19 protein-coding genes and 1 pseudogene are annotated in these 25,300 nt (G+C 41.0%); 13 read left to right on the top strand and 7 right to left on the bottom strand.

The window, feature by feature from the left end:
• Positions 1–19 precede the first annotated feature (19 nt).
• From ACZ5A8_RS02120 to ACZ5A8_RS02110, 3 genes are read right to left on the bottom strand one after another with little or no spacing between them, the layout of a single operon-like run.
• Positions 20–1,234, bottom strand: coding sequence for an ABC transporter permease (locus ACZ5A8_RS02120; RefSeq protein ID WP_464531947.1), 1,215 nt, complete (start codon positions 1,232–1,234; stop codon positions 20–22).
• Positions 1,235–1,281: 47 nt separating this feature from the next.
• Entirely contained in the window at positions 1,282–2,520 is a 1,239-nt protein-coding gene (locus tag ACZ5A8_RS02115; protein WP_464531945.1) for a COG1361 S-layer family protein, read from the bottom strand.
• Entirely contained in the window at positions 2,521–3,237 is a 717-nt protein-coding gene (locus ACZ5A8_RS02110; RefSeq protein WP_255679841.1) for an ABC transporter ATP-binding protein, read from the bottom strand.
• Between the two features lie 3,266 nt (positions 3,238–6,503).
• Between ACZ5A8_RS02110 and ACZ5A8_RS02105 the strand changes: the two genes are divergently transcribed.
• Positions 6,504–8,141 (top strand): IS1634 family transposase, encoded by a 1,638-nt coding sequence (locus ACZ5A8_RS02105; protein WP_464531151.1) that lies wholly within the window; start codon positions 6,504–6,506, stop codon positions 8,139–8,141.
• Between the two features lie 925 nt (positions 8,142–9,066).
• Positions 9,067–9,747, top strand: a pseudogene (locus tag ACZ5A8_RS02100) (IS5 family transposase); the annotation flags it as partial.
• Positions 9,748–10,112: 365 nt separating this feature from the next.
• Here the strand turns inward: ACZ5A8_RS02100 and ACZ5A8_RS02095 are convergent.
• Positions 10,113–10,946 carry an ABC transporter permease gene (locus ACZ5A8_RS02095; RefSeq protein ID WP_464531944.1) on the bottom strand — a complete coding sequence of 278 codons (834 nt, stop codon included), beginning with the start codon at positions 10,944–10,946 and terminating at the stop codon, positions 10,113–10,115.
• Positions 10,943–11,932, bottom strand: coding sequence for an ATP-binding cassette domain-containing protein (locus ACZ5A8_RS02090; protein ID WP_322221335.1), 990 nt, complete (start codon positions 11,930–11,932; stop codon positions 10,943–10,945). The genes ACZ5A8_RS02095 and ACZ5A8_RS02090 overlap by 4 nt, the downstream gene beginning before the upstream one ends.
• Positions 11,933–12,806: 874 nt before the next feature.
• Here ACZ5A8_RS02090 and ACZ5A8_RS02085 point away from each other — a divergent pair.
• The 6 genes from ACZ5A8_RS02085 (at position 12,807) to ACZ5A8_RS02060 (ending at position 16,471) form a co-directional block, all read left to right on the top strand.
• On the top strand, positions 12,807–14,216 hold the full coding sequence (locus ACZ5A8_RS02085) for an ammonium transporter (RefSeq protein WP_464531942.1): 1,410 nt from the start codon (positions 12,807–12,809) through the stop codon (positions 14,214–14,216).
• Position 14,217: 1 nt separating this feature from the next.
• A complete protein-coding gene (locus tag ACZ5A8_RS02080) occupies positions 14,218–14,565 on the top strand; it encodes a P-II family nitrogen regulator (RefSeq protein ID WP_275948895.1) in 348 nt (115 codons plus the stop codon).
• Between the two features lie 98 nt (positions 14,566–14,663).
• Positions 14,664–15,092: a hypothetical protein gene (locus tag ACZ5A8_RS02075; RefSeq protein WP_464531941.1), complete on the top strand. Its 429-nt coding sequence runs from the start codon at positions 14,664–14,666 to the stop codon at positions 15,090–15,092.
• A 351-nt stretch (positions 15,093–15,443) separates the two neighbouring features.
• The gene (locus tag ACZ5A8_RS02070; RefSeq protein ID WP_229387667.1) at positions 15,444–15,743 is read left to right on the top strand and encodes an Hsp20/alpha crystallin family protein; all 300 of its coding nucleotides are present in this window, start codon (positions 15,444–15,446) and stop codon (positions 15,741–15,743) included.
• Between the two features lie 53 nt (positions 15,744–15,796).
• Positions 15,797–16,105 carry an Hsp20/alpha crystallin family protein gene (locus ACZ5A8_RS02065; protein WP_322221341.1) on the top strand — a complete coding sequence of 103 codons (309 nt, stop codon included), beginning with the start codon at positions 15,797–15,799 and terminating at the stop codon, positions 16,103–16,105.
• A 141-nt stretch (positions 16,106–16,246) separates the two neighbouring features.
• Positions 16,247–16,471, top strand: coding sequence for a DUF1059 domain-containing protein (locus tag ACZ5A8_RS02060; protein ID WP_229387663.1), 225 nt, complete (start codon positions 16,247–16,249; stop codon positions 16,469–16,471).
• Between the two features lie 152 nt (positions 16,472–16,623).
• Here the strand turns inward: ACZ5A8_RS02060 and ACZ5A8_RS02055 are convergent, their stop codons facing one another.
• Positions 16,624–17,106 (bottom strand): TspO/MBR family protein, encoded by a 483-nt coding sequence (locus ACZ5A8_RS02055; protein ID WP_464531939.1) that lies wholly within the window; start codon positions 17,104–17,106, stop codon positions 16,624–16,626.
• Positions 17,107–17,450: 344 nt separating this feature from the next.
• Between ACZ5A8_RS02055 and glnA the strand changes: the two genes are divergently transcribed.
• From glnA to ACZ5A8_RS02030, 5 genes are all read left to right on the top strand, one after another.
• On the top strand, positions 17,451–18,794 hold the full coding sequence (gene glnA, locus ACZ5A8_RS02050; protein WP_464531937.1) for a type I glutamate--ammonia ligase: 1,344 nt from the start codon (positions 17,451–17,453) through the stop codon (positions 18,792–18,794).
• Positions 18,795–19,595: 801 nt separating this feature from the next.
• Positions 19,596–20,648, top strand: coding sequence for a class II glutamine amidotransferase (locus ACZ5A8_RS02045; protein ID WP_229387658.1), 1,053 nt, complete (start codon positions 19,596–19,598; stop codon positions 20,646–20,648).
• Entirely contained in the window at positions 20,645–22,156 is a 1,512-nt protein-coding gene (locus tag ACZ5A8_RS02040; protein WP_322221348.1) for a glutamate synthase-related protein, read from the top strand. The genes ACZ5A8_RS02045 and ACZ5A8_RS02040 overlap by 4 nt, the downstream gene beginning before the upstream one ends.
• A gap of 2 nt (positions 22,157–22,158) precedes the next feature.
• Positions 22,159–22,902, top strand: coding sequence for a GltB/FmdC/FwdC-like GXGXG domain-containing protein (locus tag ACZ5A8_RS02035; RefSeq protein WP_322221350.1), 744 nt, complete (start codon positions 22,159–22,161; stop codon positions 22,900–22,902).
• Positions 22,903–22,908: 6 nt separating this feature from the next.
• Positions 22,909–23,943, top strand: a complete 1,035-nt coding sequence (locus ACZ5A8_RS02030) for a Coenzyme F420 hydrogenase/dehydrogenase, beta subunit C-terminal domain (RefSeq protein WP_464531936.1) — start codon at positions 22,909–22,911, stop codon at positions 23,941–23,943.
• 74 nt (positions 23,944–24,017) lie between these two features.
• On the opposite strand, the gene ACZ5A8_RS02025 is transcribed toward ACZ5A8_RS02030, so the two are convergent.
• On the bottom strand, positions 24,018–25,196 hold the full coding sequence (locus ACZ5A8_RS02025) for an outer membrane lipoprotein-sorting protein (protein ID WP_464531934.1): 1,179 nt from the start codon (positions 25,194–25,196) through the stop codon (positions 24,018–24,020).
• Positions 25,197–25,300 lie beyond the last annotated feature (104 nt).

Genomic DNA, 25,300 nt, shown 5'->3' with positions numbered 1-25,300 from the left:
TCTTCAAACTTGAAGACCCTTACTCATACCTTAAAGCATCTACAGGATTCATGCTTGCAGCTTTTCTTGCGGGATACAGTCCTGCACCTACACCTACAAGGACCGAAACCAGAATTCCGATTTCAATTAGCATGAAAGGAAATACTGGAGGAAGTTTGAGGGCCTCTTCAAGAATGTAGGCTCCAAAGCCGCCTATTGCAGTACCCACCAGACCTCCTAAGAAGCTGACCATTACGGATTCCAGTAAAAAAAGGGATTGGATATTAGAACTGCTGTAACCTACAGACTTCATTATACCAATTTCCCTTGTGCGTTCGGTAACTGTTACGAGCATAATATTCATTATTCCTATCGAACCCACGAACAGTGAAACTAAAGCAAGGACCAACAGGAAAGAACTCAAAGCTTTTCCTAATGCTCCAGTCTCTTCGAGGACATCCGCCTGATTAAAAACGGTATAAGGTTTTGCGTCTTCATCATCGAGATCCCTATCAGGAATTCCGAAGTTCCGAGCAAGCCGTTTATCCACATTATCCGAAACATCGCGAATGTTCTCAGAACTTTCTGCCATAGCGAAGAAAGTCCCGTAATCCTGTTCCCCGGCCATTTCATTCATGGTCGAAATAGGAATATAAATAATCATATCTGTACTGCCATCTCCCCCGACAATGGTTTCTTTTGAATCCTCCAGAATCCCTTTTACTTTGAAACTTTTTCTTACGAGTGTGCCATTCTCCTGCCGGAATGCAATATCAACAGTACTTCTATGCGAAATACTCCTGCCAAATTCCTTTTTTGCAAGGTCATACCCAAGAACAGCAGAGTAAATATCCTTATCAGTCAGGAAACTCCCATCTTCCATCTTAATTCCCTGGATTTCCTGAAAGTCCCCATTCACACCTACGATACTCACGCTTTTAGTATCTGAAAGATAACTAATCTCTCCGGATATTGTTTTTCTGGGAGAAACTCCGGAGATTCCTGGAGTATTTTCAATTATTTCAAGCTCACTTTGATAAAAAAGGTTTGGCTGGTCACTATACGCAATTATAAAATTTGAGCCCACAGAGGTGACCTCATCGGTAAAGAACTGGTTAAAGCTGGCACCAAGAGATGCATTTATGACTACCGCTGCAACACCTATCACAATTCCCAGTGTTGTGAGCACAGATCGAAGCTTGGAACTGCGTATGCTCCCAGAAGCAATACGGGCTGCTTGTACAAATTGTATCATATTTTACCCCCATAAATATGATAATTTAGTAAACCCTTATCCACTCATTATTTTTTCCTTCTGTACAGGAGGAAGGCTGCAGGGATAAATATGGCAATAACACCCGCAATTGCAACTGTAGAGTTTGTCTCAGAAGGCATGGAATCAGTTTCAATATTCAGGTTACCTGCAACGTTTTCATGCCTGTTAATCCCATTGTTGTAGCTTGCAGTAACAGACATATTTGTATATCCCGAAGCTTCCTTACCGGCATCCGAGGAATTGTCAGTCATTGCATCAAACTCTATTGTGAAAAGTTCGTCAGGATCCATAGGTCCGATGAAGTATTCGACAGGGTAAAATTTTACACCTTCAGCTTCAGGTTTTATACTGACAGAGTTGAGCTCATTAGGGTGAGTATTTGCTACATCAAATTCTACGGTTGCTTTCCCATCTACCAACCTTAGTGGTTTTGAAGGAATTACCTTTATATTCGAAGAATCAACTTCAAGGGGAATGCTCTTCCGGCTGTTGTAGTCAAAGGAGTTCCCCTCGATTGCAAGCTCAAAATTATGAATTCCTTCCCTCGCATCCTCTTCAACCTCAACATTAAAGGTCAATTTGATACTATCCCCTGGGCCCAGAAGCCCCATTTCATAATATGGAGCGTCCAGAACCGTTATTCCATTAGATAGAGGCCTCAAAACAGCAGCTTGTATCCTCGCATTGGTATCGTAATCTTTCCCATCGATAGAAACAGTAGGATTTGTTGCTGTATTTCTAAGAGTTACTGTTACAGTACCCTTATCTCCAGGCATAAAGACTTCGGGAGACGAGATTATTTCTGCAAGCTCAACAGTGCCTTTGCTGTCAAAGGTTTCAGTACCTATTCTTATATCGAAAGTTTTTTCACTCCATGGACTGCTTTTATCAGCCCTTGTACGGATATCAATTGACCGGACTCCTTTTTGAGCATCCTTGTCAACATATAGATAGAACTCCTTTGTAGCAGTCCTGCCAGGATTAAGAGCTCCGATGTTCTGTACAGTATTTGCCTCTGACAGAGAGAAAGGATACTTAGGAACTATTTCGATGTCAACGTTACCGGCTTTGTCCCCTCCGATATTTTCCACCTGTAAGTTCAGAGTTAGATATTCTCCTATCTTTGCAGGATAAGGATTTGTTTCGACGATCGTTACTTTCAAGTTTGCACTCCCTACAGCTGCAGAAGCCGGAAACGCAAAAACGGAGGCAATCAGAATTAAAGAAAAAAAGGCTGCAATAATACGCTCTTTAATTAATTTCATTCATTCCCCACCTAAGTTATACTGAATTACTCCATCTTTTACCAGGACAACCCTATCAGCATATTTTGCAATCTCAGGGTCGTGTGTAACTATAACTATTGTTCTTCCTTCGTTGTTCAAATCCATGAATATTCGCAGGATCTCAGAGCCTGTTTTAGAGTCCAGGTTTCCAGTTGGTTCATCAGCAAGAAGGATCGAAGGATCGTTAATGAGTGCCCGTGCAATTGAGACCCTCTGGGATTGACCTCCGGAAAGCTCCCCCGGTCTGTGGTGCATACGGTCCTGCAGTCCCATAAGTGTCAGAAGTTCCTTTGCACGCTTTTGTGGATCAGTGCTCCTCGAATTGGCAAAAGTAGGGAGCAAAACGTTCTCAAAAGCTGTTAGGCGAGAAACAAGGTTGAAAGTCTGAAAAACGAAACCTATTTCAAGCCCCCGGAGGCGGGCAAGCTCTTCATCCGACATCTTGTGCAGATTATTCCCCCTTATAAGGACCTGCCCCCCCGTAGGTCGGTCAAGGCAGCCTATAAGGTTCATAAGAGTACTTTTTCCGGAGCCTGATGGGCCCATAATCGCCAGGAATTCTCCCATTTCGATTGTAAGGTTAATACCTGAGAGTACTGGAACCTCCATGTCTCCAAGTACATAACTTTTCCTTACATTAGAAACCTCAACAATAGGTAACCTATTGTCAGGTAAACTATCTTTATTAATGTTCATATCCCCCTCCCCATTTTTACTGAGACATGATCAGAAGAAATTACATTGAATAATCTCAATTGTTTTTATCCCTTATGTAAGAAAATACATTTTAACCTATGCTCTCTAAATTATTTCTTAATTATAGAATTTCAAGTTCAATTGATGTCGATTTATAGTTACCTGTGCAGGCTTTTAAAACTTAACTTTGAAAGCGAGCACTAGCTACACTGTTTTGGACTCTTGAATAGACCCTTAAGCTTCAGACACGATTTTTACCTAAAATTGTCATGCACAAAATAAGCATAATTTGGACAGTATAAACTAAAGTTGGAGATTATTTCAGGAAACACAAAGCTTTAGCAGAAAATTTATGCTTTTATCCTAAGAACTGACTTTTTTATTTTAAACTGCTTTCTCTCATGTATCGGCTGATAAACGTAATAGAAAAAATAGGAAAAACATAGCCTCTGAACTAATCTGTTCCAAGAAGTTATTCATTAAACCGTGGCAAGCATCCAAATATTTAGGTAGAGGTTAAAACCGGAGTGAAACATTAGGTATCTACCGAATTAAAAATATATATTCCGTCATACAGGTATTTGCCTCTAAATAATTAAGAACTATAATTCGTAAGGAGATGTAATTCTGTCCAATTTATATAATCTGATAAATATAGCTAGATATAGCCACTGCCGGTTAGAATCTTAAACTGTAGATCCCAAGAAGAAAAGAAATTCCCATTAATAATCTTTCTAAGTGGCTGAAAGAGTAACAAGCTTTGGAGGCTTGGTAAAGAAGGCTGCAAACAAAAGTTTCAAAGAAGTGTACTCAAAGGCATGTACACAAGCACCGTGTGGAAAGAATATAAATTCTGAATGAAATGTGGAGGGAATAAATATGTTTAACTTTGCACTTGATCTTGGTCTGCTCTTTCAGATCTTGTTTAAATTTGACATAGGCATGTTCTTCGGCTTCTAACCGCGATTGTAGAAGATCGAGCGTATAATGGGAATGGACGAAATACAGAAGAGTGGAGGGAACTGATATGTACTTCAGCCTTATCTATAAAACTGTCAAAGTAACCTACGAGTCAACATTCCTCAAGCTGTTTTACAGCTTCTAATTGAGCTGTAAAGAGGAAACTGCCGGGCTACAGGGAGCGTATATGATCCTGATAAGCTCGATTGCAGAAGACGGGTGTATAACGGGGGACGAACAAAATACAGGAAAAGAGTGGAGGGAACTGATATGTACTTCAGCCTTATCTATAAAACTATCTCATATAGCTATGAGTCAACTTTCCTCAAGTTAGTTTACAGCTTCTAATTGAGCTGTAAGGAGGAAACTGCCGGGCTACAGGGAGTGTATATGATCCTGATAAGCTCATTGCAGAAGACAGGTGTATAACGGGGTATGAACAAAATACAGGAAAAGAGTGGAGGGAACTGATATGTACTTCAGCCTTATCTATAAAACTGTCAAAGTAACCTACGAGTCAACATTCCTCAAGCTGTTTTACAGCTTCTAATTAAGCAGCAATACTAACGAAAAATCAAATATACATATTAAGTTGCCTGCTTTTCAGGCAACTTTATCTTTACAAAATAAGTATTTAATTATAACTTTTTTACATTTTCTATATATTATAAATATTTGCCTTATTTAACTGCATTTTTTTAATTTATGAGATGGCTTTTACTGTTTTAATATACTCTTCGAAATATAAGAGAAGTAACCGTCACAAATTTGAGATTACATAAAAAGCATTAATTTCGGAGAGGAACAGGATATTTTTTAGAGGTCATATTTCCCTGACAGAGATTATGCTAAAGGAATTAAAGGATTTAATGAAAAAAAACAGAACGCATAGACAGCATAGTTGCTTGACTTAATGAAACTTTCTGTATCAAAATACTTAAAGATTACTATTTGTAAGGAGTACGTGTTCTTTACATTATATATAAATTCATAATACACCTGTATATTGATACTCCTTCAACGATTAAAAGTGGAACTTGCAACCTTAAAAAGAAGAGGGCATCTAAATATATTCATTCGCTGCATACAAAGATCCTAGCTATCTAATTTAAAAACCTTAGAGACTTTAAGTTTTTTAGCTGGATGTCTCTGCAATTATTTGGTTTCTAGTATAGTTCCAATATAAAGTTCTGGGAGTATAAAAGCGCGAGAGGGGGGTTGGCGAAAAGAAGTTGTATAAATTGAAATATTAAAAAATTGAACTCAATGTCAGTTTAAGAGTAACCCGGAGTAGGTTAAGAGCTAATCTCAAAACGAAATTTGTTCCTTTGAACCAGGAGCTTAAAGAACCAATCAAGTTTCGGATAATGAAAAATGATCAGGAAAAAACTATAATTTCAGAATAAGATAGGTTTGAGATCAGCTTCTAAGGAAAAATGGCTTTGAACGAGAAAGAACAGCATTAAGGAGTGGAGGGAAGTATAATGTTTTTCTACTTGAGCTATACAAAGATAACTTTCTATATACAGATAATACAGTTGAAAATAATACAGATTGGCGGCTATGGAGTCCTTAACAGGTAAGTGCCTGTTTAGATGTTTACTGATCGGTCTTTGAACAATGAAATAGTACAGTCTCAAAGTACCTGCTCAACAGGTGATCCAATCTGAGAGAAATTGTTTGGAAGGGAAAGTGAAAAAGTAAGAACTTCAGCCGGAATAAATCTACCATATATGATGATGTTCCTCCTGAGCTTAGTTAATTCGATCTGGAGATTTATTCCGGTTGAAAGTTAAAATCTTGAGGATTTTTGACAAATCAATAAAGGAATCAGGAAAAATATAAAAACTTAAGCTTCCTAAGTCTTATTTATTTGAAAAACAGGCTTTTTTTCCGAAAAGTGTTTTCAGATGATCCCTGGTCAATCGGTTAGATGTTTCAAAATGTCCGAGAACGGCATCCCAGGTTATTTCTTTCTGCTTCGCACAAATTTGCAGTCAACCGCTAAAGAAAAAAGTAATATCTAGCCTGTTAAATACCACCGAACACGAGTATTATGTAAAAACACTCCTGCCGGAGAAAACTTTCCCTGGTTCTTGTAAATTTTTTAACCGGAGTTTATACTTTATGATTAAAAGTGATATCATTCGGCTTATTTTTCATAGGGTCTAACTAATTTTAATTATTTGTCACCAAATCTTACTCATATTACATAAAAAATAAAAATATCAATAGGATTATTTATGGCAAAATTAATAATAGAATAATTCAAAGAATTTATATGTATTTAGGGTCTAATAAATCTCATGCATTTCAAGATCAAAACTATAAAAGGCAATAAATATCTTTATGTCATCAAGAATGAATGGATCGATGGAAAAGTAGTTCAAACAATTCAAAAATATGTTGGAACCGCGGACCATGTTTATGAGCTCATAACAAAAAACACTGAAAAAAAGGTAGCTTCCTACTCTTTTGGTAAACCAGCTGCCTTACTCAAGGCAGCTGAAGACGTGGGGTTAATCAAAAGTCTGAACAAACACATTGATCGGAAAAACATAAAAGGTCTCACCCCAGCAGAATATATTCTCCTAATCATCATTGGTAGATCCGAACATTCCTTAAGCAGAAACGTTCTTGATGACTATTTTAAAGAAAGTTCACTTCAATTTTTCATGAAGCCAAAGTACAAACTCTCAAGTCAGAACTTCCTGAATTACATGGAAAAATTGGATGAAGAAACAATCCGCAAAATCGAACTTGATATCTCTCAAACATTGATCAAAAAAGGAATAAGGCCAACGAAGCTAACATTTGATACAACTAACTTTTATACTCACATCGAGCATGGGGAGGATCTTCCAAAAAAAGGTTTTTCCAAAGATAAACGATATGATAAGAACCTCATCGGAGTTGGTTTGACAACTTCAAACGGAAACCTTCCTTTTCAGACAATTACGTATCCAGCAAACGTTCCTGATGTAACTCTGTTCTCCGATCTGATTGACAGTATCTGCAAACGTATAGAAGAGATAGGGATTCCTCTTAAGGAAATAACAATTGTTTTTGATAGAGGAATGAACTCTACAGATAACATAGAACATATTTTGGATAAAATGCACGTTGTTGGGGCTTTACCTTCTTCGATGTGCAAAGATTTATTCCATGTTCCTTTGTCCGATTTTGAAGAAAAATGGGAGAATGGAAAAAAGAATATCATCAAAGCTCATCGTGTAAACGGAAACTGGTATGATAAAGAATTTACTGGAGTCATAAAATACACTGAAATTACTAGTCGAAAACAGATGCATGAGTGGGAAGTTAAAAAATTTGATATCCTGGAGAAGATTGGAGAAATAAGCTCAAAACTTAACCGTAAAGGAAAAGGCAGAAAAATGACATCAAAAGGTCTCATGAATCGTATTGTTGATACAATTCCAAAGCAATATAGAGGTCTCTTTGATTACAATGTCGTTGAAAAAGAGGGAGAGTTACAACTTTATTTCAGTTTAAATGATGATCAGGAAAAAGAGTTTCTTTTAGGGATGGGAAAGACTGTTGTGTTTACTGATAAGGATAATATTGCAACAAAAGAAATTGTGGACATGTACGATTCCCGAAACATGATTGAAGAGGATATAAAGTGGCTGAAAGACAAGTTACTGATACCGGTAAAGCCTGTGTATGTCAGAAAGGATATGAAGATCAGAGCCCATGTGTTTCTCTGTGTAATGGGGTTACTGCTACACAATTATTTGCTTCATTTGATCGATGACCAGGAGCTAACAATTCAAAAGCTGGCCGAGAATCTTGAAAAGATAAGAATAGGATTAGTATACAATGGAAAAGGAGGGGAAAACGCAGAGTTTGTCGTAGAGGAAATGAACAAAGAAACTGCGGAGATCTTTACAAAACTTCAACTTGGGGAGTATATCCCAAGTTGAAGTCGTCAACTTAATTAATTTTTTGTTAGACTGTGAATAATCATAGCCAAGAGCCTTTCTTTTTTAATATCTTAGAAACTCCGGTTTAATCCAGAAATTATAAAGTACCGCTGCCAAACAAATTGTAATGTACCCAAAAAAATATAAAGAAACAAAAAAGATAACTATTCAACCAGGGTAAAACAATATCTTTAGCCGTCTTATTTAATGTTTAATGAACAGGTTATGGGAACTTATATTCTTTAACTAATTGCTATTAATTGTCTTTTTCAGGTTTTCAGACTGGCCATTACATGTTTAGACAATTCTAGATCAGCATCTGTAGACTGATTTCAGGTACACTGAATAGTTACCAAAAAGATTGATAGGAAGCTTTTTTTGGGTAGTATTTAACTCTAATTTTTGTATCCGGAACTATTTTTCGTTCATATCAGTATTTACCTTTTTTCTGCTTTTTTACCTGAACCGGAATATAGTTGAAATAAAAGGGAAATAAAAAGAGCATTACAGGGATTACCATACAGGAAGCTATTGCTAGATTTCTTAGAGCTTGTCTTAAAATTAAATAATTCTTATAACCCGATTAGTCATCATGCCAGAACGATCTAGAAGACTTTATCCTGGTGATTTATCCGATAAAGAACAGGAACTAATTAAGCCTCATTCCCCAAATCCAAAAATTAATCAAGGTAGAAAGTGCGTTCATTCCTATCAAGAAATATTGAATGCATCTTCATTTGTATTCGGTTAAGGATTTTGAGCCGCGGATCTCGATTTCGACGGAAAAACTCAAACCCAAATGTTTAGTGTTTAAATTGAAATCGATATCAGATTCCAGTTTTGCATTTGATGAATAATTTAACAAATTTTATGAAAATCAATGCAAGTGATAACGATTTTTCCTTAACCGATGACCAATGAATGCATCTTCTATTTGTTACGTTCTGGTTGTGCCTGGCGAATGTTACCCCAGGAATTTCAACCATGGAAAATTGTCTACCACTATTTCCGTCTTTGGCGGCTTAAAGGAACCCGGGAACGTATAAATGCTTCACTGAGAACTGAACTGAGAATTGCATATGAAAGAGAAACAAAGCCAAGTGCAGCGATTTTAGATAGCCAGTCAGTTAAAACCACAGAAACACCAGGAATACGCGGCTATCATGCTGCCTAGAAAGTAAAAGGGAGAAAACGCCACATTCTGGTGGATATAATAGGATTACTGTTAATGGTTTTAGTCCATACAGCCAATATCCAGGATCGAGATGGGGCTAAAATTGTTCTGGAACAAGTTACTGGAAGATTTTCTCGATTGGAGCTTATTTGGGCTGATGCTGATTACTCGGGTAAACTGGTTGATTGGGTCAATGTAATGTGTGAATGGGTACTGGAAATAGTTAAGCGTAGCGACGATGTCAAAGGCTTTAAAGTACTTCCTCACAGATGGATAGTAGAACGTACATTTGCATGGTTGGGTCGATATCGACGTTTGAGTAAAGATTACGAAGGTTTGACAGAATCAAGTCAATCATTGGTATATGCTGCAATTAATACAACATATATGATTGAGCCCGTCCCAAAACCATTTTTATTCCCATATTTATAAGAGTTTTAAAATTACTTTAATGATCAGAATCTGGATTGAAAATTCCAAATTCAAGACTCTAAAGAGTAAGTTTGAGTTTTGGGATCAACTCATTAAAAGACTGGCTCGTATCAAAACGTTAACCGAATAAGAAAAATATAATTTCAGATACGCTCTAAGAAAACCGAATACTCTCATGTAGAAAAACGAAAATCATAGGTTACTTCGAAATGAGTAAACGCATGAGTCCGACTATATAATTTCGAAATTTTTTTTCGAAAAATAGATATTACGGGCTATCATGCCCGTATTTAAGACTGCCTTCTTTGCAGACAGTGCTGTGATTAAAATGAAAAGCGAGAGAAAAAGGAAATCCTATCAGTATTTTACACATCTACTTTATTGAACCTCCATAGTGACGTGGCTAACATTGCGAGGGCGAAGAACAGAAGACCCAGGAAAGACACGATAATATCCGCTGGCGTATACATATAATGAATACCCATTACAGAGAAGTTATTCCCTAAAGCAAAGTAGCGGATTCCATCTGCCAGAAGTGTCAGCGGATTGAACATTGAGAGAAACCTGAGGACAGCAGGGAAGGCATCAACGGGATATAATGCATTGCTTACGAAGAACAGGGGCATACTGAGCAGGGTAAGAATCGACTGCATTCCTTCGGGATTCTCAATGGTAATAGCAATAGAACCTGAGAGGAAGAGGAATCCCAGAGTGAAAACTGCTACAAGTAAAAAGATGCCTACGATTGCGAAAAGAGTCTCAGTTAGTGTATACCCCAAAAAGAAATCCATTCCAATCAGTTTCCCGAATCCTATTATCATGGCTGTTTGAATAAATGCCTTTGTTACGCCGGAAAGCCCGACACCCAGAATAATATGAGCTCTGGGGACCGGACTTGCGAGAGTTTCCCTCAGCAAGCTAAATTTTTTGTCAAACATAAGAGAAGTTCCCCCAAAAAGGCTACTAAACAGCACATCCATGGCAATTATTCCGGCGCCCATATAAGAAAGGTAAGTAACATTCTGGACTCCTTCGATGGGTGGGACAAGAGAAGTCAGTTGGTCAAAACTCTCTGACATTGCGAGCCCGAAAAATGCAAGCCACATCACAGGCTGAATCAATGAAGTTATGAGCATTGATTTGAACCTGAAAAATTTCAGCATATCTCTCCAGTATATGGCACGAAATTCAAAATTCATTCGGAGACCCCCGCTGTTTCCATTCCTTCGTATTTTTCCTGTGGTTCTCCTTCCCTCAAGTCATGTCCGGTATAGTGGACAAAAACATCGTCCATTGAAGGCTTTTTGATGTTTACGGTTGTAATCTCCACTCCTGCATCTCTGATCCTTTCTATAATCTGAGGAAGTACGTGAGTAACATCTTCCCCGATCATCACTCGAAGAGATTTTGTATCTTCTGTTACGGTTTTTACCGAGCTGATCGCCCTTAAAACCTCTGCAGCAGCTTTATTATCACTGGTTTCCAGATAAATAAGGTCTTTACCGAGTTTATTCTTCAATTCATTTGCAGTTCCGGTCACGATTATTTTTCCATGGTCAATTATACTTATCCTATCACTGAGCTGATCAGCTTCTTCCATATAGTGGGTTGTCAGGAATATCGTAGTGCCTTCTCTCTTAATCTCTCTCAAATACTCCCACATCCTCATTCGGGTCTGGATGTCAAAACCTATTGTTGGCTCATCCAGGAAAAGGACTGCAGGTTTTGTCATTAATCCCCTTGCAAGCTCAAGCCTTCGCTTCATACCACCGCTCAGATCTTTTGCGAGGGTATCCCTTTTATTTTCCAGCTCTGTTAGCTTTAAAAGCTCTTCGATGCGGTTTTTTCGATCTTTTTTTGGCATTGAGTAAATCTTACCATGATATTCCAGATTCTCACAAACAGTCATTTCATGGTCAAGGCAAAGCATCTGAAAGACAATGCCTATTGATTTTCTTACAGATTTTGATTCCTTTGCCACATCATACCCATTAACTCTGGCCTCCCCCTTCTGGATCTTCCGAAGCGTTGTAAGAATATTAATCACAGTACTCTTGCCCGCTCCGTTTGGGCCGAGAAATGAGAATATTTCCCCCTCTTTTACAGTAAAACTGATATTATCAACAGCTTTTATAGAGCCATATGAGTGCTCAAGATTATTTACCTCTATGACATTTGCGGTCACCTGTAAATCAACCCCCTTTTTCCCTTACCTACAAAACGTACTCCATCACCCGATTGAACCCCAATTTCGAATGACAGGATGTTAAAGATATTTGCTGAAACAATTAAGTTCGGATAAATATCTAGATAGTTTTACACAAGTAGTTGTGCCTCAGAAGGCTTATATAATTAGGAAATAAAGGTTCTGAACTAACCTCTCATAGGCTCATTGTTTTCCGTTTTCAGTGCACATGAGATATTTAAGATCCTGCTTAATCTTTCTTTTTTCGTGGATTGAATGCCGGATAACTTTCCCGAGTTTGTTTTTTTGAAAATAACTTTTACATAACCACGTTTGCCCAACAGGGACCATAAATAAGAAGGAGATATCTTTATATAAGATCGGGTTGGCGAAAGCCGTTACTCTTCTTTTGGAATAACTGAGAAATTCTGGATATTGGAATTAGAATAAACTTTGAAAAACTGCTCTTAAAAAATCCGATGACAATACTTAAGGGTTCATAAAAGTTCCGAAAAAGGTGAGACTGAAATTCCATTGTATCCTTACAGGGACATACTTCCTGTCTATATTGATTTGCTTTTTGTCCGCATAGTGATTTACTTCTATTAAAGTCTAATCTTTTGTAGCCATCAGGCACTTAAAATTATGCAGAAGCTTAATTTTAGTATTGAAATGCCCGGCTATAAACCTGCGTATTAATCTAACATAGACCAGAAAAACCAAACATTACCATGTTTTTAAATGAGAGAACTAATCATCTCGTTTTTTAACAAGCAACAAAATAAATCAAACAGATAAGCGCAATTTATATATATTATTAAGTAGACAAGCACTTACCGGTTGCCGATAGAAAAGAAGGAGGCAAAAGAGCAGTATGTTGAAAAATGTACAAAAAATAGGAAGATTACTGATAATTACCTGTATGATATTTATTGCGCTATCCTCACCAGCATTTGCTGCAACGGTAGAGGAAAATGCAGAAGCTATTGAAGGATTGCAAACTGCACTCACATTCGTATGGCTGCTTGTGGCAAGTGGACTGGTATTCTTTATGCATGCTGGTTTCTCTCTGGTAGAAACCGGGCTTACGAGAAGTAAAAACACGGCTAATATCCTGATGAAAAACTTCATGACAGTAATTCTCGGGATCCTGGTTTACTGGGCCGTAGGCTGGGGAGTGATGTATGGAGCTGATGCAGCGGGACTTATAGGAACGGACCAGTTCTTCCTTGCAGGTGCGGACAACGCAATATGGAACTCCTGGTTCTTCCAGATGGTTTTCGCAGCCACTGGAGCTACCATAGTTTCGGGAGCGATGGCTGAGAGGACTAATTTCAAGGCATACCTTGTATATTGTGTCATGATGGTAGCTGTAATTTACCCTGTGTATGGGCACTGGGTATGGAGCGGAGCTGACTTTGCCCTCCTGAGCGGAGCCGAAAGCCCGATAGTAAAGGCAATCGGAGTGGCTCATCACGATTTCGCAGGCTCCGGAGTTGTGCACTCGATTGGAGGATATTCAGCCCTTGCAGGTGTACTCCTCGTGGGCGCAAGGATAGGCAAATTCAGAAATGGAAAAGCTGTGCCGATTCCTGGTCACAACCTGACCTTTGCCTTCCTGGGAACTCTCATCCTTGCCCTCGGGTGGATAGGATTCAACGGTGGAAGTACCCTTAGCGGAAACGACGCTTACATGAACCTTGTCATAGTCAACACCTTCCTGGCAGGTGCTGCCGGCGCAGTCGTGACCATGGCTATCACCTGGATGAAGACCGGAAAGCCAGATCCCTCGCTGAGTGCAAACGGGCTTCTAGGCGGACTTGTAGCAATCACTGCACCCTGCGGCTCCGTTTCTAACTGGGCTGCCCTGTTGATCGGTGCAATTGCCGGAGTAATTATCTATGCGGGAGTCATGTTCAATGAGAACAAACTGAAGCTTGATGACCCGGTAGGTGCGATTGCTGTACATGGATACTGTGGAAGCTGGGGACTGATCTCTGTCGGGCTTTTCTCGATAGGTATTGGAAACGGCATCCTTGCAGATGCTTCGTACGCTGCCGCAGTTCCCGGACTTTTCTACGGAGGAGGGGTAAGCCTGCTGCTAATACAGCTTGTGGCAGTAATAGCGACCATTGTCTGGGGCTTTGGGCTCTCATTCATAATATTCAAGATCCTGGATGCAGTAATAGGGCTCAGGGTTAGCGAAGAAGAAGAAATCATGGGTCTGGATATTTGCGAGCACGGAATCAGAGCATACCCTGAATACCTGATGAGGGAGGAATAAAATGACCAAAATGTGCAAGATAGAAGCAATCATAAAGCCCCTGAAACTGCATCAGGTAAAGGATGCCCTGGAAGAGGCCGGATTTCCAAGCCTGACAGTTATCGACGTTAAAGGGCGTGGCCAGCAAAAGGGGATTGTGCAGCAATGGAGAGGTAAAAAATATTGTGTGGATCTTCTTCCAAAAACCAAAGTAGAAGTAGTTGTATCGGAAGATAAGGTCGAAGAAATCATACAATTGATCCAGAGCACAGCCTATACTGGAGAAATAGGGGATGGAAAAATCTTCGTAATCCCTATTGAAACAGTAGTCAGAATAAGAACGGGAGAAAGGAATGGAGATGCCCTTTAACCGGGTATCTCTTTTGTTACTTTTTAACTTCTTTCTTTTCTAATCTTAACTCATAATTAAATACGGAAAAGATTCATGGAATAAGGCAAGGTACCATAATGACCGAACTAAAATCAGAAACTCCGACCTTCGAGATTCCCCGAGGATACGGCATGCCCGTTATCAATCTGTATTTCTGGGTAGGACTGGTTTCCGCAATCCTGCTGAGGAGTATAATTATAGCTGACCACTATAGCATTTTCTGGGGGAAGGCAATATGGTATCTTGGAGTCACAGGTTACTTATCGTTCTTCACACACAGGCACCATATCGCGAAGCGAAGGTTTAGTGTAGTTAAAGACCTGAATCTGCTTGAAAAGGTAAGGACCAGACAGAAACTTTCAGAAAAAGAACTTGGAGGAATGGAATATCTTCTCTGGAGCCTTTCCGTCTCAAAAGAGCGTGCAAATTACTATGTAATCTCAGTGTTCTCAGTAATAGCAATTGCCCTGTTCCTGATACTTGACCTGGGAATCCTGGAACTTTGAAGAAGATTCCCCTTATACAGGAACCTTTTAATATTTTTTTCTTTGAATGCTTTTTTGTTGTATTACACGTTTTGTTTTATACAGTTTGGTTATACAGTTTGGTTATACAGTTTAGTTATACAGTGTAGTTATACAGTTTAGTTACACAGTTTAGTTATACAGTTTAGTCATACAGTTTGGTTATACAGTTTGTTTTTACATAAATATGAATTTCTTTGAGCTTAATTGATGATAAAGATCAAAAACATATCATTCCCTGTATACACGCTGTTTCCGATTCTGAATATAGTGAAATAAATAGATAAGATACATATAAATATCTTAGTTAGCGATTTTATTTGGGGGAATGTTATGGCTGACATTTTGAGATTATCACCGGCTATTTGCGCGTATCCAGACGACACATATGAAAATTTGAAGATAGAAGTAGTTCTTCCAGGAGTGGAAAAGGAAAATATTTCATTCAAGGTTGTGGAAGACGGCTTTTATGTAAAGGCTACCAAAGAAGGGGTTGAGTATGCAGACAGCTATGCAGTATGCTGTCCGATAAGTCCGGAAAAAGCTACTGCAACCTACTCAAATGGTGTACTGAAGGTCACCGTGCCTTATCAGCAGCCTTTTGAAAGTGCAGTGGACGTGAAGATTGAATAAGTGGATATTTGAGACAATAGGTTGAATAATTTATCTCAGAGGGGGGAACATTAATGAAAAGTCCCGTGCCCAGGATAATAAAAACCCCGGTTATAGCCATGTATCACGATGATAAACATGAGAGCCTGACCGTAGAGGTAGAACTTCCGGACGTTATGGACGAGCATATAACTCTTGTGGTGCATGAAAATAGTTTTTATATTAAAGCCTACAGTGAAACTGTTGAATACCTGGGATCTTTTTTCCTGGACGGGCCCGTAGACCCGGAAGAGGCTGTTGCAGTAAACAATAATGGAATGCTCACGATAAAAGTCCCTTACAAAGAAGGCTTTGTTTGCGCAAGATATGTTCCGATAGATTAAAAAATTGAAGATGGCAAAAAGCGCCGTACAGAGAGAAAAAACCCGGAAAGACTTAGTTTTATATCCAATTAATTTTTATTATATTTAATTTGAATAGAAAGAAGACTGTTTTGATCAATTTTTACTGCGAGAGGAGATACTATGAAAATTGTTAAGTGCGGCGATCTGGGGTTCAAATGCAACTTTATGGCTGCTGGTAATGAGCTTGAAGAAGTCGAGAAAGCTATGTTTGACCATATAGAAAAAGAACACAAAGAAGAACTTGAAAAGATGTCCGAAGACGACATTCACCATCTCAAGCATCGTGTATCAACCCTTCTAGGAAGAAGTTGCGGTTGTGGCGCCCTCCATACTGATTCCCCTTAACTTAAAGTCTACCCGGATTTTCCGGGTATAGTCTTTTTTCAGAGCTCTTTCATAAATACAGGTTCAGTCAATAATAGAACTTTAGCAGAGCCATCGCTCTATACCGAAGAATTCAATTTTTGTGTGAAATATTATTGGTGGAAATATAATGTTCATGTGTTGAGAACCCAGATATGATAATTAAGCAGCGCGGCAAAACTGACCCAGAGAATATAAGGGATAAGGAGCATGGAAGCTTTTTTTGAAACTTTCCAGAACTTTATGGACGTCAGTAAGATTGCAAACCAGAGCACAAGAATCTCAAGAAAGGCATAATAAGGGGCTTTCAATCCGAAGAATAACAAAGACCAGAGTATATTAAGGCCCAGCTGTAATCCGAAAAGGAAGATACCTACTTTGACTTCTCTCTGTTGCAGTCCCTTTTCCCATACAAGATAAAGGGAGATTCCCATAAGAGTATAAAGAGTAGTCCAGACAGGGAAAAATACCCAGGACGGAGGATTGAAAGCGGGTTTTTCAAGCAAAATATACCAGCTTTCAAGAGAAGAAGATGTAAATATGGAACCAATTGCTCCCGCTAACTGACAGATTATTACGGATACCAGAAGCCTGAACAGATTTACTTTCTGAAACATATAAGATCTCACAAATATATTGCATTTCAAGGCTCATTAATTTTAAGATTAGAAAAAAGCTTTAACTTCCTGTTCCCATGTGTTAAAGCATTTTGGCAAATTTGCCAGAAAAAAGAATTAAATTTTAAGCCCCATTAAGAAATCTATCCCTTCTGGAATGAGTATTATATATAGGATGCTGAAATATATGTAGTGAAGTGGGGATGAATTATAGAAATAATTTTAGAACCTGTTTAGTCCTGTCTAGAGTTTTGAGCGTATCCCATGCCATACAAAATATAGAAAACTATATATAATAGCAGGTAGGTAAATGGTTACCTAATGCCTAGTGAGGATGAAATCAAATGGTGCAGATGAAAAAGTGTACGACTAAAGAAGACGTGTTAGAGGCTGTAAAAGAGCGAGACGTAAAGTTTATCCGGACTCAGTTTACGGATACACTCGGCATCATCAAAAGCTGGGCAATTCCCGCAGAACAACTGGAAGAAGCTTTTGAAAACGGCGTAATGTTTGACGGATCTTCGATCCAGGGTTTTACAAGGATTGAAGAGTCTGACATGAAACTCTTGCTTGATCCTTCTACATTCAGGATTCTTCCCTGGAGGCCTGCAACCGGTGCAGTCGCCAGGATTCTTGGAGACGTATACCTTCCTGATGGAAACCCCTTCAAAGGAGACCCGAGGTACGTCCTGAAGAGCGCAATCAAAGAAGCCGAAAAAATGGGCTTCTCGATGAACGTAGGACCGGAACTTGAATTTTTCCTTTTTAAGCTTGATGCAAACGGAAACCCTACAACCGAACTTACTGACCAGGGCGGATATTTCGACTTCGCACCCCTTGACCGTGCACAGGACGTACGCAGAGACATTGACTATGCCCTGGAACATATGGGATTCAAGATCGAGGCATCCCATCATGAAGTAGCACCTTCCCAGCATGAGATCGACTTCAGATTCGGCGATGTACTCAGCACGGCAGACAATGTCGTGACTTTCAAATACGTAGTAAAATCCATTGCATATCACAAGGGGTACTACGCTTCCTTCATGCCAAAGCCCCTTTTCGGAGTAAACGGCTCAGGAATGCACAGCAACCAGTCCCTTTTCAAGGATGGAGAAAATGCCTTCCATGACCCTGACACCCCCACCAAACTTTCCCAGGACGCAATGTATTATATTGGCGGACTGTTAAAGCACATAAGAGAGTTTGCAGCTGTTACAAACCCTGTAGTAAACTCCTACAAGAGGATCGTTCCCGGATATGAAGCTCCGGTTTACATCACCTGGTCTGCAACGAACAGGAGTTCCCTGATCCGTATTCCTGCTACCCGGGGTAACGGGACAAGAGTCGAACTCAGATGTCCGGACCCAGCATGCAACCCCTACCTTGCCTTTGCCCTCATGCTCAGAGCTGGTCTTGATGGGATTAAAAACAAGATCGACCCTGGAGAGCCCACCAACGTAAACATCTTCCACCTTACGGAAAAAGAACGCGAAGAAAGAGGCATTCGCTCCCTTCCTGCAGATCTCAAGGAAGCAACGGATGAGATGAAAGGCAGTGCATTCGTAAAAGAAGTTCTCGGAGACCATGTATTCGGCCACTATCTCTGTGCGAAAGAGATGGAATGGAATGAATACAAAGCAATGGTTCATCCCTGGGAACTTGCCAGATACCTCCCTATGTTGTAAGGATAATCATTCGGAAGTGATCCAGTAAGCCGGAAAATATTAATGAAACTAAGAACAGAACTCGAAATCAGAAGGCACACCCTATCCGGCAGGTGTGCTTATATTTCTAAAAAATCAGTCTGACTAAGAAATGGAGAGATTTTCTCTTTGTAAGAGGAATATATTTCATCGAGATAAATAATTATTCTACTTTCTTCAGAAAAGTCGGACCGAAAAAGGATTTCAGTATAAAAATGCTTTCCTCAAGAAATTTAGAATTTCAGTTCAACCTTTTCAAGTTTGATTTTTACTTTTTTGGTAGGCCGCAGTATCTAAAAGTTCTTTTAAGCAAAAAAGCTGGTAATTCTGAGTAGGGGATCATTGCAAACTGCTTACGGGTCTAAACAATATGAATAATATTACATAGGAAGAAAGAAAACTAAGCGGTTAAAACGTCATGCTTTGCAGTATTATTGTAAACAGACTTGGCCCTGAAAAAAGAAACATATATATATTGTCAAATAGGTACTAAATTACTTACTTCCCTTAGCGGCGACCCTCTCAATTTATTTATGATAAGTAAAAGCAGAGGCAGGAAAGCTATCACGAATCCGCATTAATTATATAATAAGCATTAGATTAATTAAAGTAAAATATCCCCGTAACTTACGAAAACTTATAAAATATCCCCTGAAATCCAGTTTATCGAGCTGGCAAATTTTTTGACTATTTCTCAAAAATGAGCCGCAGAAATCTTCGGGGAAATTACTGGCAAAAGTATTTACATCACGTTCATTTCTATCCATTTCTAGAGTGATCAAAATGTGTGGAATAATAGGCTTTATAGATCGAACAAAGTCCAGAATGGACGGGTCGAGCATAAAAGCCGCCCTCAGTCTCATGAATGAAAGAGGCAGTGGAGACGGGGCAGGCTATGCAGCATATGGGATTTACCCCGAATATGCAGACTATTATGCTCTTCATGTTTTCTTTGACAACCTGGCAGAACCAAAAAGGAAGGTTGATGAACTCCTCCAGCAGTGGGGAGAAATTGTTCACCAGGAAGAAATCCCGACTACCCCACAGCCGGGAATTAGAAAAGTCCATACCCCCTGGAGATACTTCTTCAAGCCCTCAAAAGACCTGATGGCAGGGAGAATGAATTCTGAAAACGACGTTGTCACGTACATTGTCATGGAAGTAAACGCCAATGTAAAAGGCGCGACAATCTTTTCCTCGGGTAAAAATATGGGAGTCTTCAAGGCTTCCGGCTGGCCTGAGGATGTAGCAAACTTCTACAGAATTGAGGACTACAAGGGCTATATCTGGCTTGCTCACAACCGCTACCCGACAAACTCTCCGGGCTGGTGGGGAGGAGCTCACCCCTTCAACCTGCTTAACTGGTCAGTAGTGCACAACGGAGAAATCACCTCATATGGCACAAACCAGCGCTATGTCGAAGGATACGGATACAAATGCACTGCACTTACTGACACTGAGGTTGTAGCTTACCTATTTGACCTGCTAGGAAGGCAGCATGAACTCTCCCACGAGATGGTTGTCCGGGCTCTTGCCCCTCCGTTCTGGGACGATATAGACAGGATGCCTGAAAAGGAAGCCGACTTAAATAAGGCAGTCCGCCTGACCTATGGGTCTGCCCTTATGAACGGGCCTTTTGCGATTGTTGTTGGCACGGATGACGGTATTGTAGGTTTCACTGACAGGATAAAATTACGTCCCCTTGTGGTTGGAGAAAACGGAAGCAAACTCTACATTTCCAGCGAAGAAGCCGCAATAAGGACCCTCGACCCCGAAGTAAAGAATGTTTACACTCCCAGGGCAGGAGAACCCATCATAGGGAGGTTTATCGAATGACGCTCGGAAGTGTACCCCCAAAATTTAAGGTCAGCATTGACCGCGACCAGTGCATGGACTGCGGACGCTGCATTGAAAACTGTTCCTATGGAGTATACAGGAGAGAAGGCGACAAAATCCTGATAGAATCCAGGAAATGTACTGCATGTCTCCGCTGTGTTTCCATGTGCCCGAGGGACGCAATTAATCTTACGGAAAAACCCGTCGACTACCGCAGCCACCCAGTCTGGACGAGAGAAGCAAGAGAAGACGTAATCAACCAGGCACGCAGCGGAAAGATCATCCTTTCAGGGATGGGAAACGCCAGAGATCTTCCAATTATCTATGACCGCCTTCTCCTTGATGCCTGCCAGGTCACAAATCCGAGCATTGACCCCCTTAGAGAGCCTATGGAACTCAGGACTTACATAGGAAAGAAACCGGCAAAACTCAAATTTAGAAAAACCGAGAGTGGAGACGTAGAACTGGAAACAAAGCTGGCTCCCAATCTGAAACTCGACACTCCTATCATGATCGGGCACATGAGTTTCGGAGCAATCAGCCTTAACTCTCAGCTCAGCATGGCAAAAGCTGTAGCTGAAACCGGAACATTCATGGGGACAGGAGAAGGCGGATTGCATAAGGATTTATATCCCTACCAGGACCGCATGATTGTCCAGGTCGCTTCAGGCCGCTTCGGTGTGAATATTGACTATCTGGAAAGGGGCGCTGCAATAGAAATCAAGATCGGACAGGGAGCAAAACCTGGAATAGGAGGGCACCTCCCCGGAGAAAAGGTAAACGAAGAAGTCTCAAAGACCCGTATGATTCCTCTTGGCAGCGATGCGATCAGCCCTGCTCCTCATCATGATATTTACAGCATTGAAGACCTTGTTCAGCTTATCAGGAGCCTGAAAGAAGCAACCGAATGGAAGAAGCCGGTCTTTGTGAAGATTGCAGCAGTACACAATGTGGCCCCCATCGCCGCAGGCATTGCCAGATCCTCTGCAGACGCAGTGGTCATTGACGGATTCCGTGGAGGGACCGGGGCAGCCCCGAAGGTGTTCAGGGACCATGTGGGAATCCCCATAGAAGCTGCAATCGCAAGTGTTGACCAGAAACTCAGGGAGCAGGGAGTAAGGAACGAGATCTCCATTATTGCAAGTGGCGGGATAAGGAACAGCGCCGACCTTGCCAAGTCTATTGCGCTCGGAGCGGATGCAGTTTATATAGGAACTGCAGCTCTGGTTGCTCTGGGATGCAGGGTCTGTGGCAATTGCTACAGAAACCTTTGCCCCTGGGGTATTGCTACCCAGCGTCCGGATCTTGTGAGCAGGCTTGACCCAGAGGCTGGAGCAGCACAGGTTTCAAACCTGATACACGGCTGGACCCTGGAACTCAGCGAACTTATGGGTGCTGCAGGCATCAACAGCATTGAAAGCCTGCGTGGAAACAGGGACCGCCTGCGCGGATACATGCTGGATGAAGGAATGCTTAAAATCCTGGACGTACTGCCAGCGGGGGCCTGAACATGAAGACTGTAAGAATCGATGCTAAAGGCATGCACTACACCCCCTTAAACCAGAAAATAAGGGCCGCAGTTGCGGACGGAGCAGAAGAGATTGTCCTCGACAACGTTCTCGGACAGCGCTTTATAGGGGATGGATTAAGAGGCAATGCCCGCATCATAATCAACGGGGTTCCCGGAGGAGACCTGGGGATGTTTATGAGCGGACCCACCTGCATAGTAAACGGGAACGCCGAACACGCCCCCGGAAACACTATGGACAGCGGCATGCTCGTTATCCATGGGAGTGCAGGAGATGCAGTCGCCCACAGTATGAGGGGCGGCAAGGTCTTTGTAAGGAACAACATCGGCTACCGCGGCGGCATCCACATGAAGCAGTATGAAGTGGAAGCAAGGCCCGTACTTGTCGTAGGGGGCTCAGCCCATTCCTTCCTCGGAGAATACATGGCAGGAGGCCTCGTGCTGGTACTCGGCATCGGCAAAGATAAGGCCATGACTGACAGGGGTATAGGAAGCGGAATCCACGGTGGAGAAATTATCATTCGCGGGGAAGTGGACGACTACCTGCTCGGAGTCGGAGCCAAGAAATTTGAGTTTACGGAAGCTGACCTGGAACGTATAGCTCCAATCGTAAAGAGCTTCTGTGAGCAGTTCGGGTATGACCCCGCAGAGTTCCTGGACACCAATTACACAAGGATCGGACCTGCAAGCAGCCGGCCTTTTGCAAGCAAATACGTCTGGGAGTGATCAGAAATGGCAGAAATGAAACCAATCAGCAAAAATTACCTTGACCTCAAATCAAAAGTCTGGGACGAAGGCCTTTGCTCAGGCTGCGGGGCCTGCATTGCAGTCTGCCCTGCTGACGCCCTGTACTTTGAAACCGGCGGCGATTCCACACACCCGAAGAGCAACAACTACTGTAAAGCCGCTGTTGATGACGTGCCCTGCGGAGCCTGCTACGAGGTTTGCCCGAGGCTTGATGAACAGCCTTCAAGCCTGCTAGGAGACTATCTGAAGATCACTGCCGGAAAAGCCGAGTTCGATATCCCGAGAAAGCAGAGCGGGGGAGCTGTTACTGCAATCCTTGCAAACGCTCTGGATACCGGCCTTGTAGATGCTGTAGTTACGGTTACTGAAGACCCCTGGACCCTTAAGCCACACTCTATGGTAATTACCAGAAGTGAAGCCCTTATCGGTCAGGCAGGAAGCCGCTACAACTGGTGGGTCCCTCTTGTCTCTTCCCTCAAGGAAGCAGTCATCAACAAGAAGTATCGGAACATTGCAGTTGTCGGAGTTCCCTGTGTAGTCCAGGCCGTTCGCAAGATGCTTGAGACCGACCATCAGCTTGTGCGCCCATACAAGAACTCAATCCGCTTCGTGTTCGGACTATTCTGCACAGAAAGCTTTGACTATGAAAAGCTTATCGCAGGCAAGCTGAAAAGCGAGTACGCACTCGAACCTATGAAAGTCTGCCGCATTGACGTCAAAGGCAAGCTCGAAATCACTCTCAACGACGGAACCCAGTATGTGATCCCACTTGCCGAACTTGAGGATACGGTCCGCCCAGGCTGCGGGGTCTGTACTGACTTTACCGCCCTTAAAGCCGACATCTCTGCAGGAGCTGTTGGAAGTCCGGACGGCTACACAACTCTTATCGTCCGTACTCTTGTAGGACAGCACCTCCTTGACAGCGCAGTTGCCAATGGCAAACTGAGCGTAGGCGGCGAGGTCAGCCTGGGGATTATTGAGAAACTTGCCAAGAAAAAGATGGCAAGAAAACAGGAATAATAATAGAGTAAACTTGAAGGGTGAAGCTTTGAGCTTCATCTTTATTTCATTCTTTTTTGAGAACTCATTAAGCTTCAGGAAAAAGATTCTGCGATATTAAGTAACTCTGCCTTATCGAGAGAGGAGATAATAGTGACTTCAAGCTCTTCATTTTGCCAGGTTAGAGCTTTCATATTTCCACCAAATATTGGAGAAATCGTACCGTTCATGTTATTTACCTGAATATATTCTCCTTCACTTTCAAAATCCTGAATTTCAGGTAAACCTTTTTCAGAAACACCTTCGACGATACGTAGTTCACTATCTCCTATTGTATACACAAGAGTGATTTTTTCGTAATGCTGCCCTGCAAAAACACTGAAACCACTATGGGCAAAAGTTGAATAAGGCGTATCCGTGCTGGAAGAGACAATTGAATAATCAAATTCATAGCCCTCTGGGAGATATTCAGGAGTGAGTATTTCAAAATCAATAAGCTCTTTTGCCTCTTCAAGTGTCATTTTTTGGGGTTCACTTTTGAAGTCTTCCAGTCCCAGTATTTTTACCTGTGCTCCATCTGGAACTTTAAATTCAAATTCAGAGTCTGGGATTCCAGTGTTCAATTTCACATCCCGGATTTCTATCTCAAGATAAACATTCTCTTTGTTGTCGTATATTTCAGACCTGAGGAGCATCCAGTTTTCTCTGTCAACCCATATTCTTGATTTCCATTGAAATGATCCATTTTTCTCAGAAGGTGTAAGCTCAAGAACATATGCGCTTTTTCCATCGATATTCTCGATCCCGAGGAGGAAAGATGCCCTCCCATTAAGGATACCCCCGTTTAAAAACTCAGTATAAACATTGGGCTCGAAAAGCTTCAAACCGTCAAAATTATCAGAAATTTCCGTTTTGAAAACAGTCTTGGATTCGGAACTATAGATCCATTGGAAATCTCCGTCAGATACCATGATTACTTCCGTATCTTTATCTGGACTTAAAATAGTCATTTTCATTAAATCAGGTTTTTTCCATATAATTTCATGTATTTCTGGATTCTGCCGCCTTGAAGTTGAATTTACATACATGGTAAAAGAATAGTCTTCGAGACTGTCCATTTTCATTTGTATGTTAGACACAATTTCTTCAGCACTGGGTTGAATGTTAGATGAAACTTCTTCGGCACCGGACTCCTCTGCACAACCTGAAATAAAAATGGAGAGGGTTATCAGGAACAAGGTGAGCAGTAAATATCTTTTGGAACTAATCTTCATTTATTTACCCCAATTTAGAGACATTTTGTATTAATTCTATCTTCCAAGAAATCCCACACAGCTTATTTTTAAATAATAGGTAAAAATTTAGATTTACACCCATC

This window comes from Methanosarcina subterranea, assembly GCF_055385895.1.
Note: the sequence above shows the minus strand (reverse complement) of the source record. Positions and strands in the feature narration are given on the sequence as shown.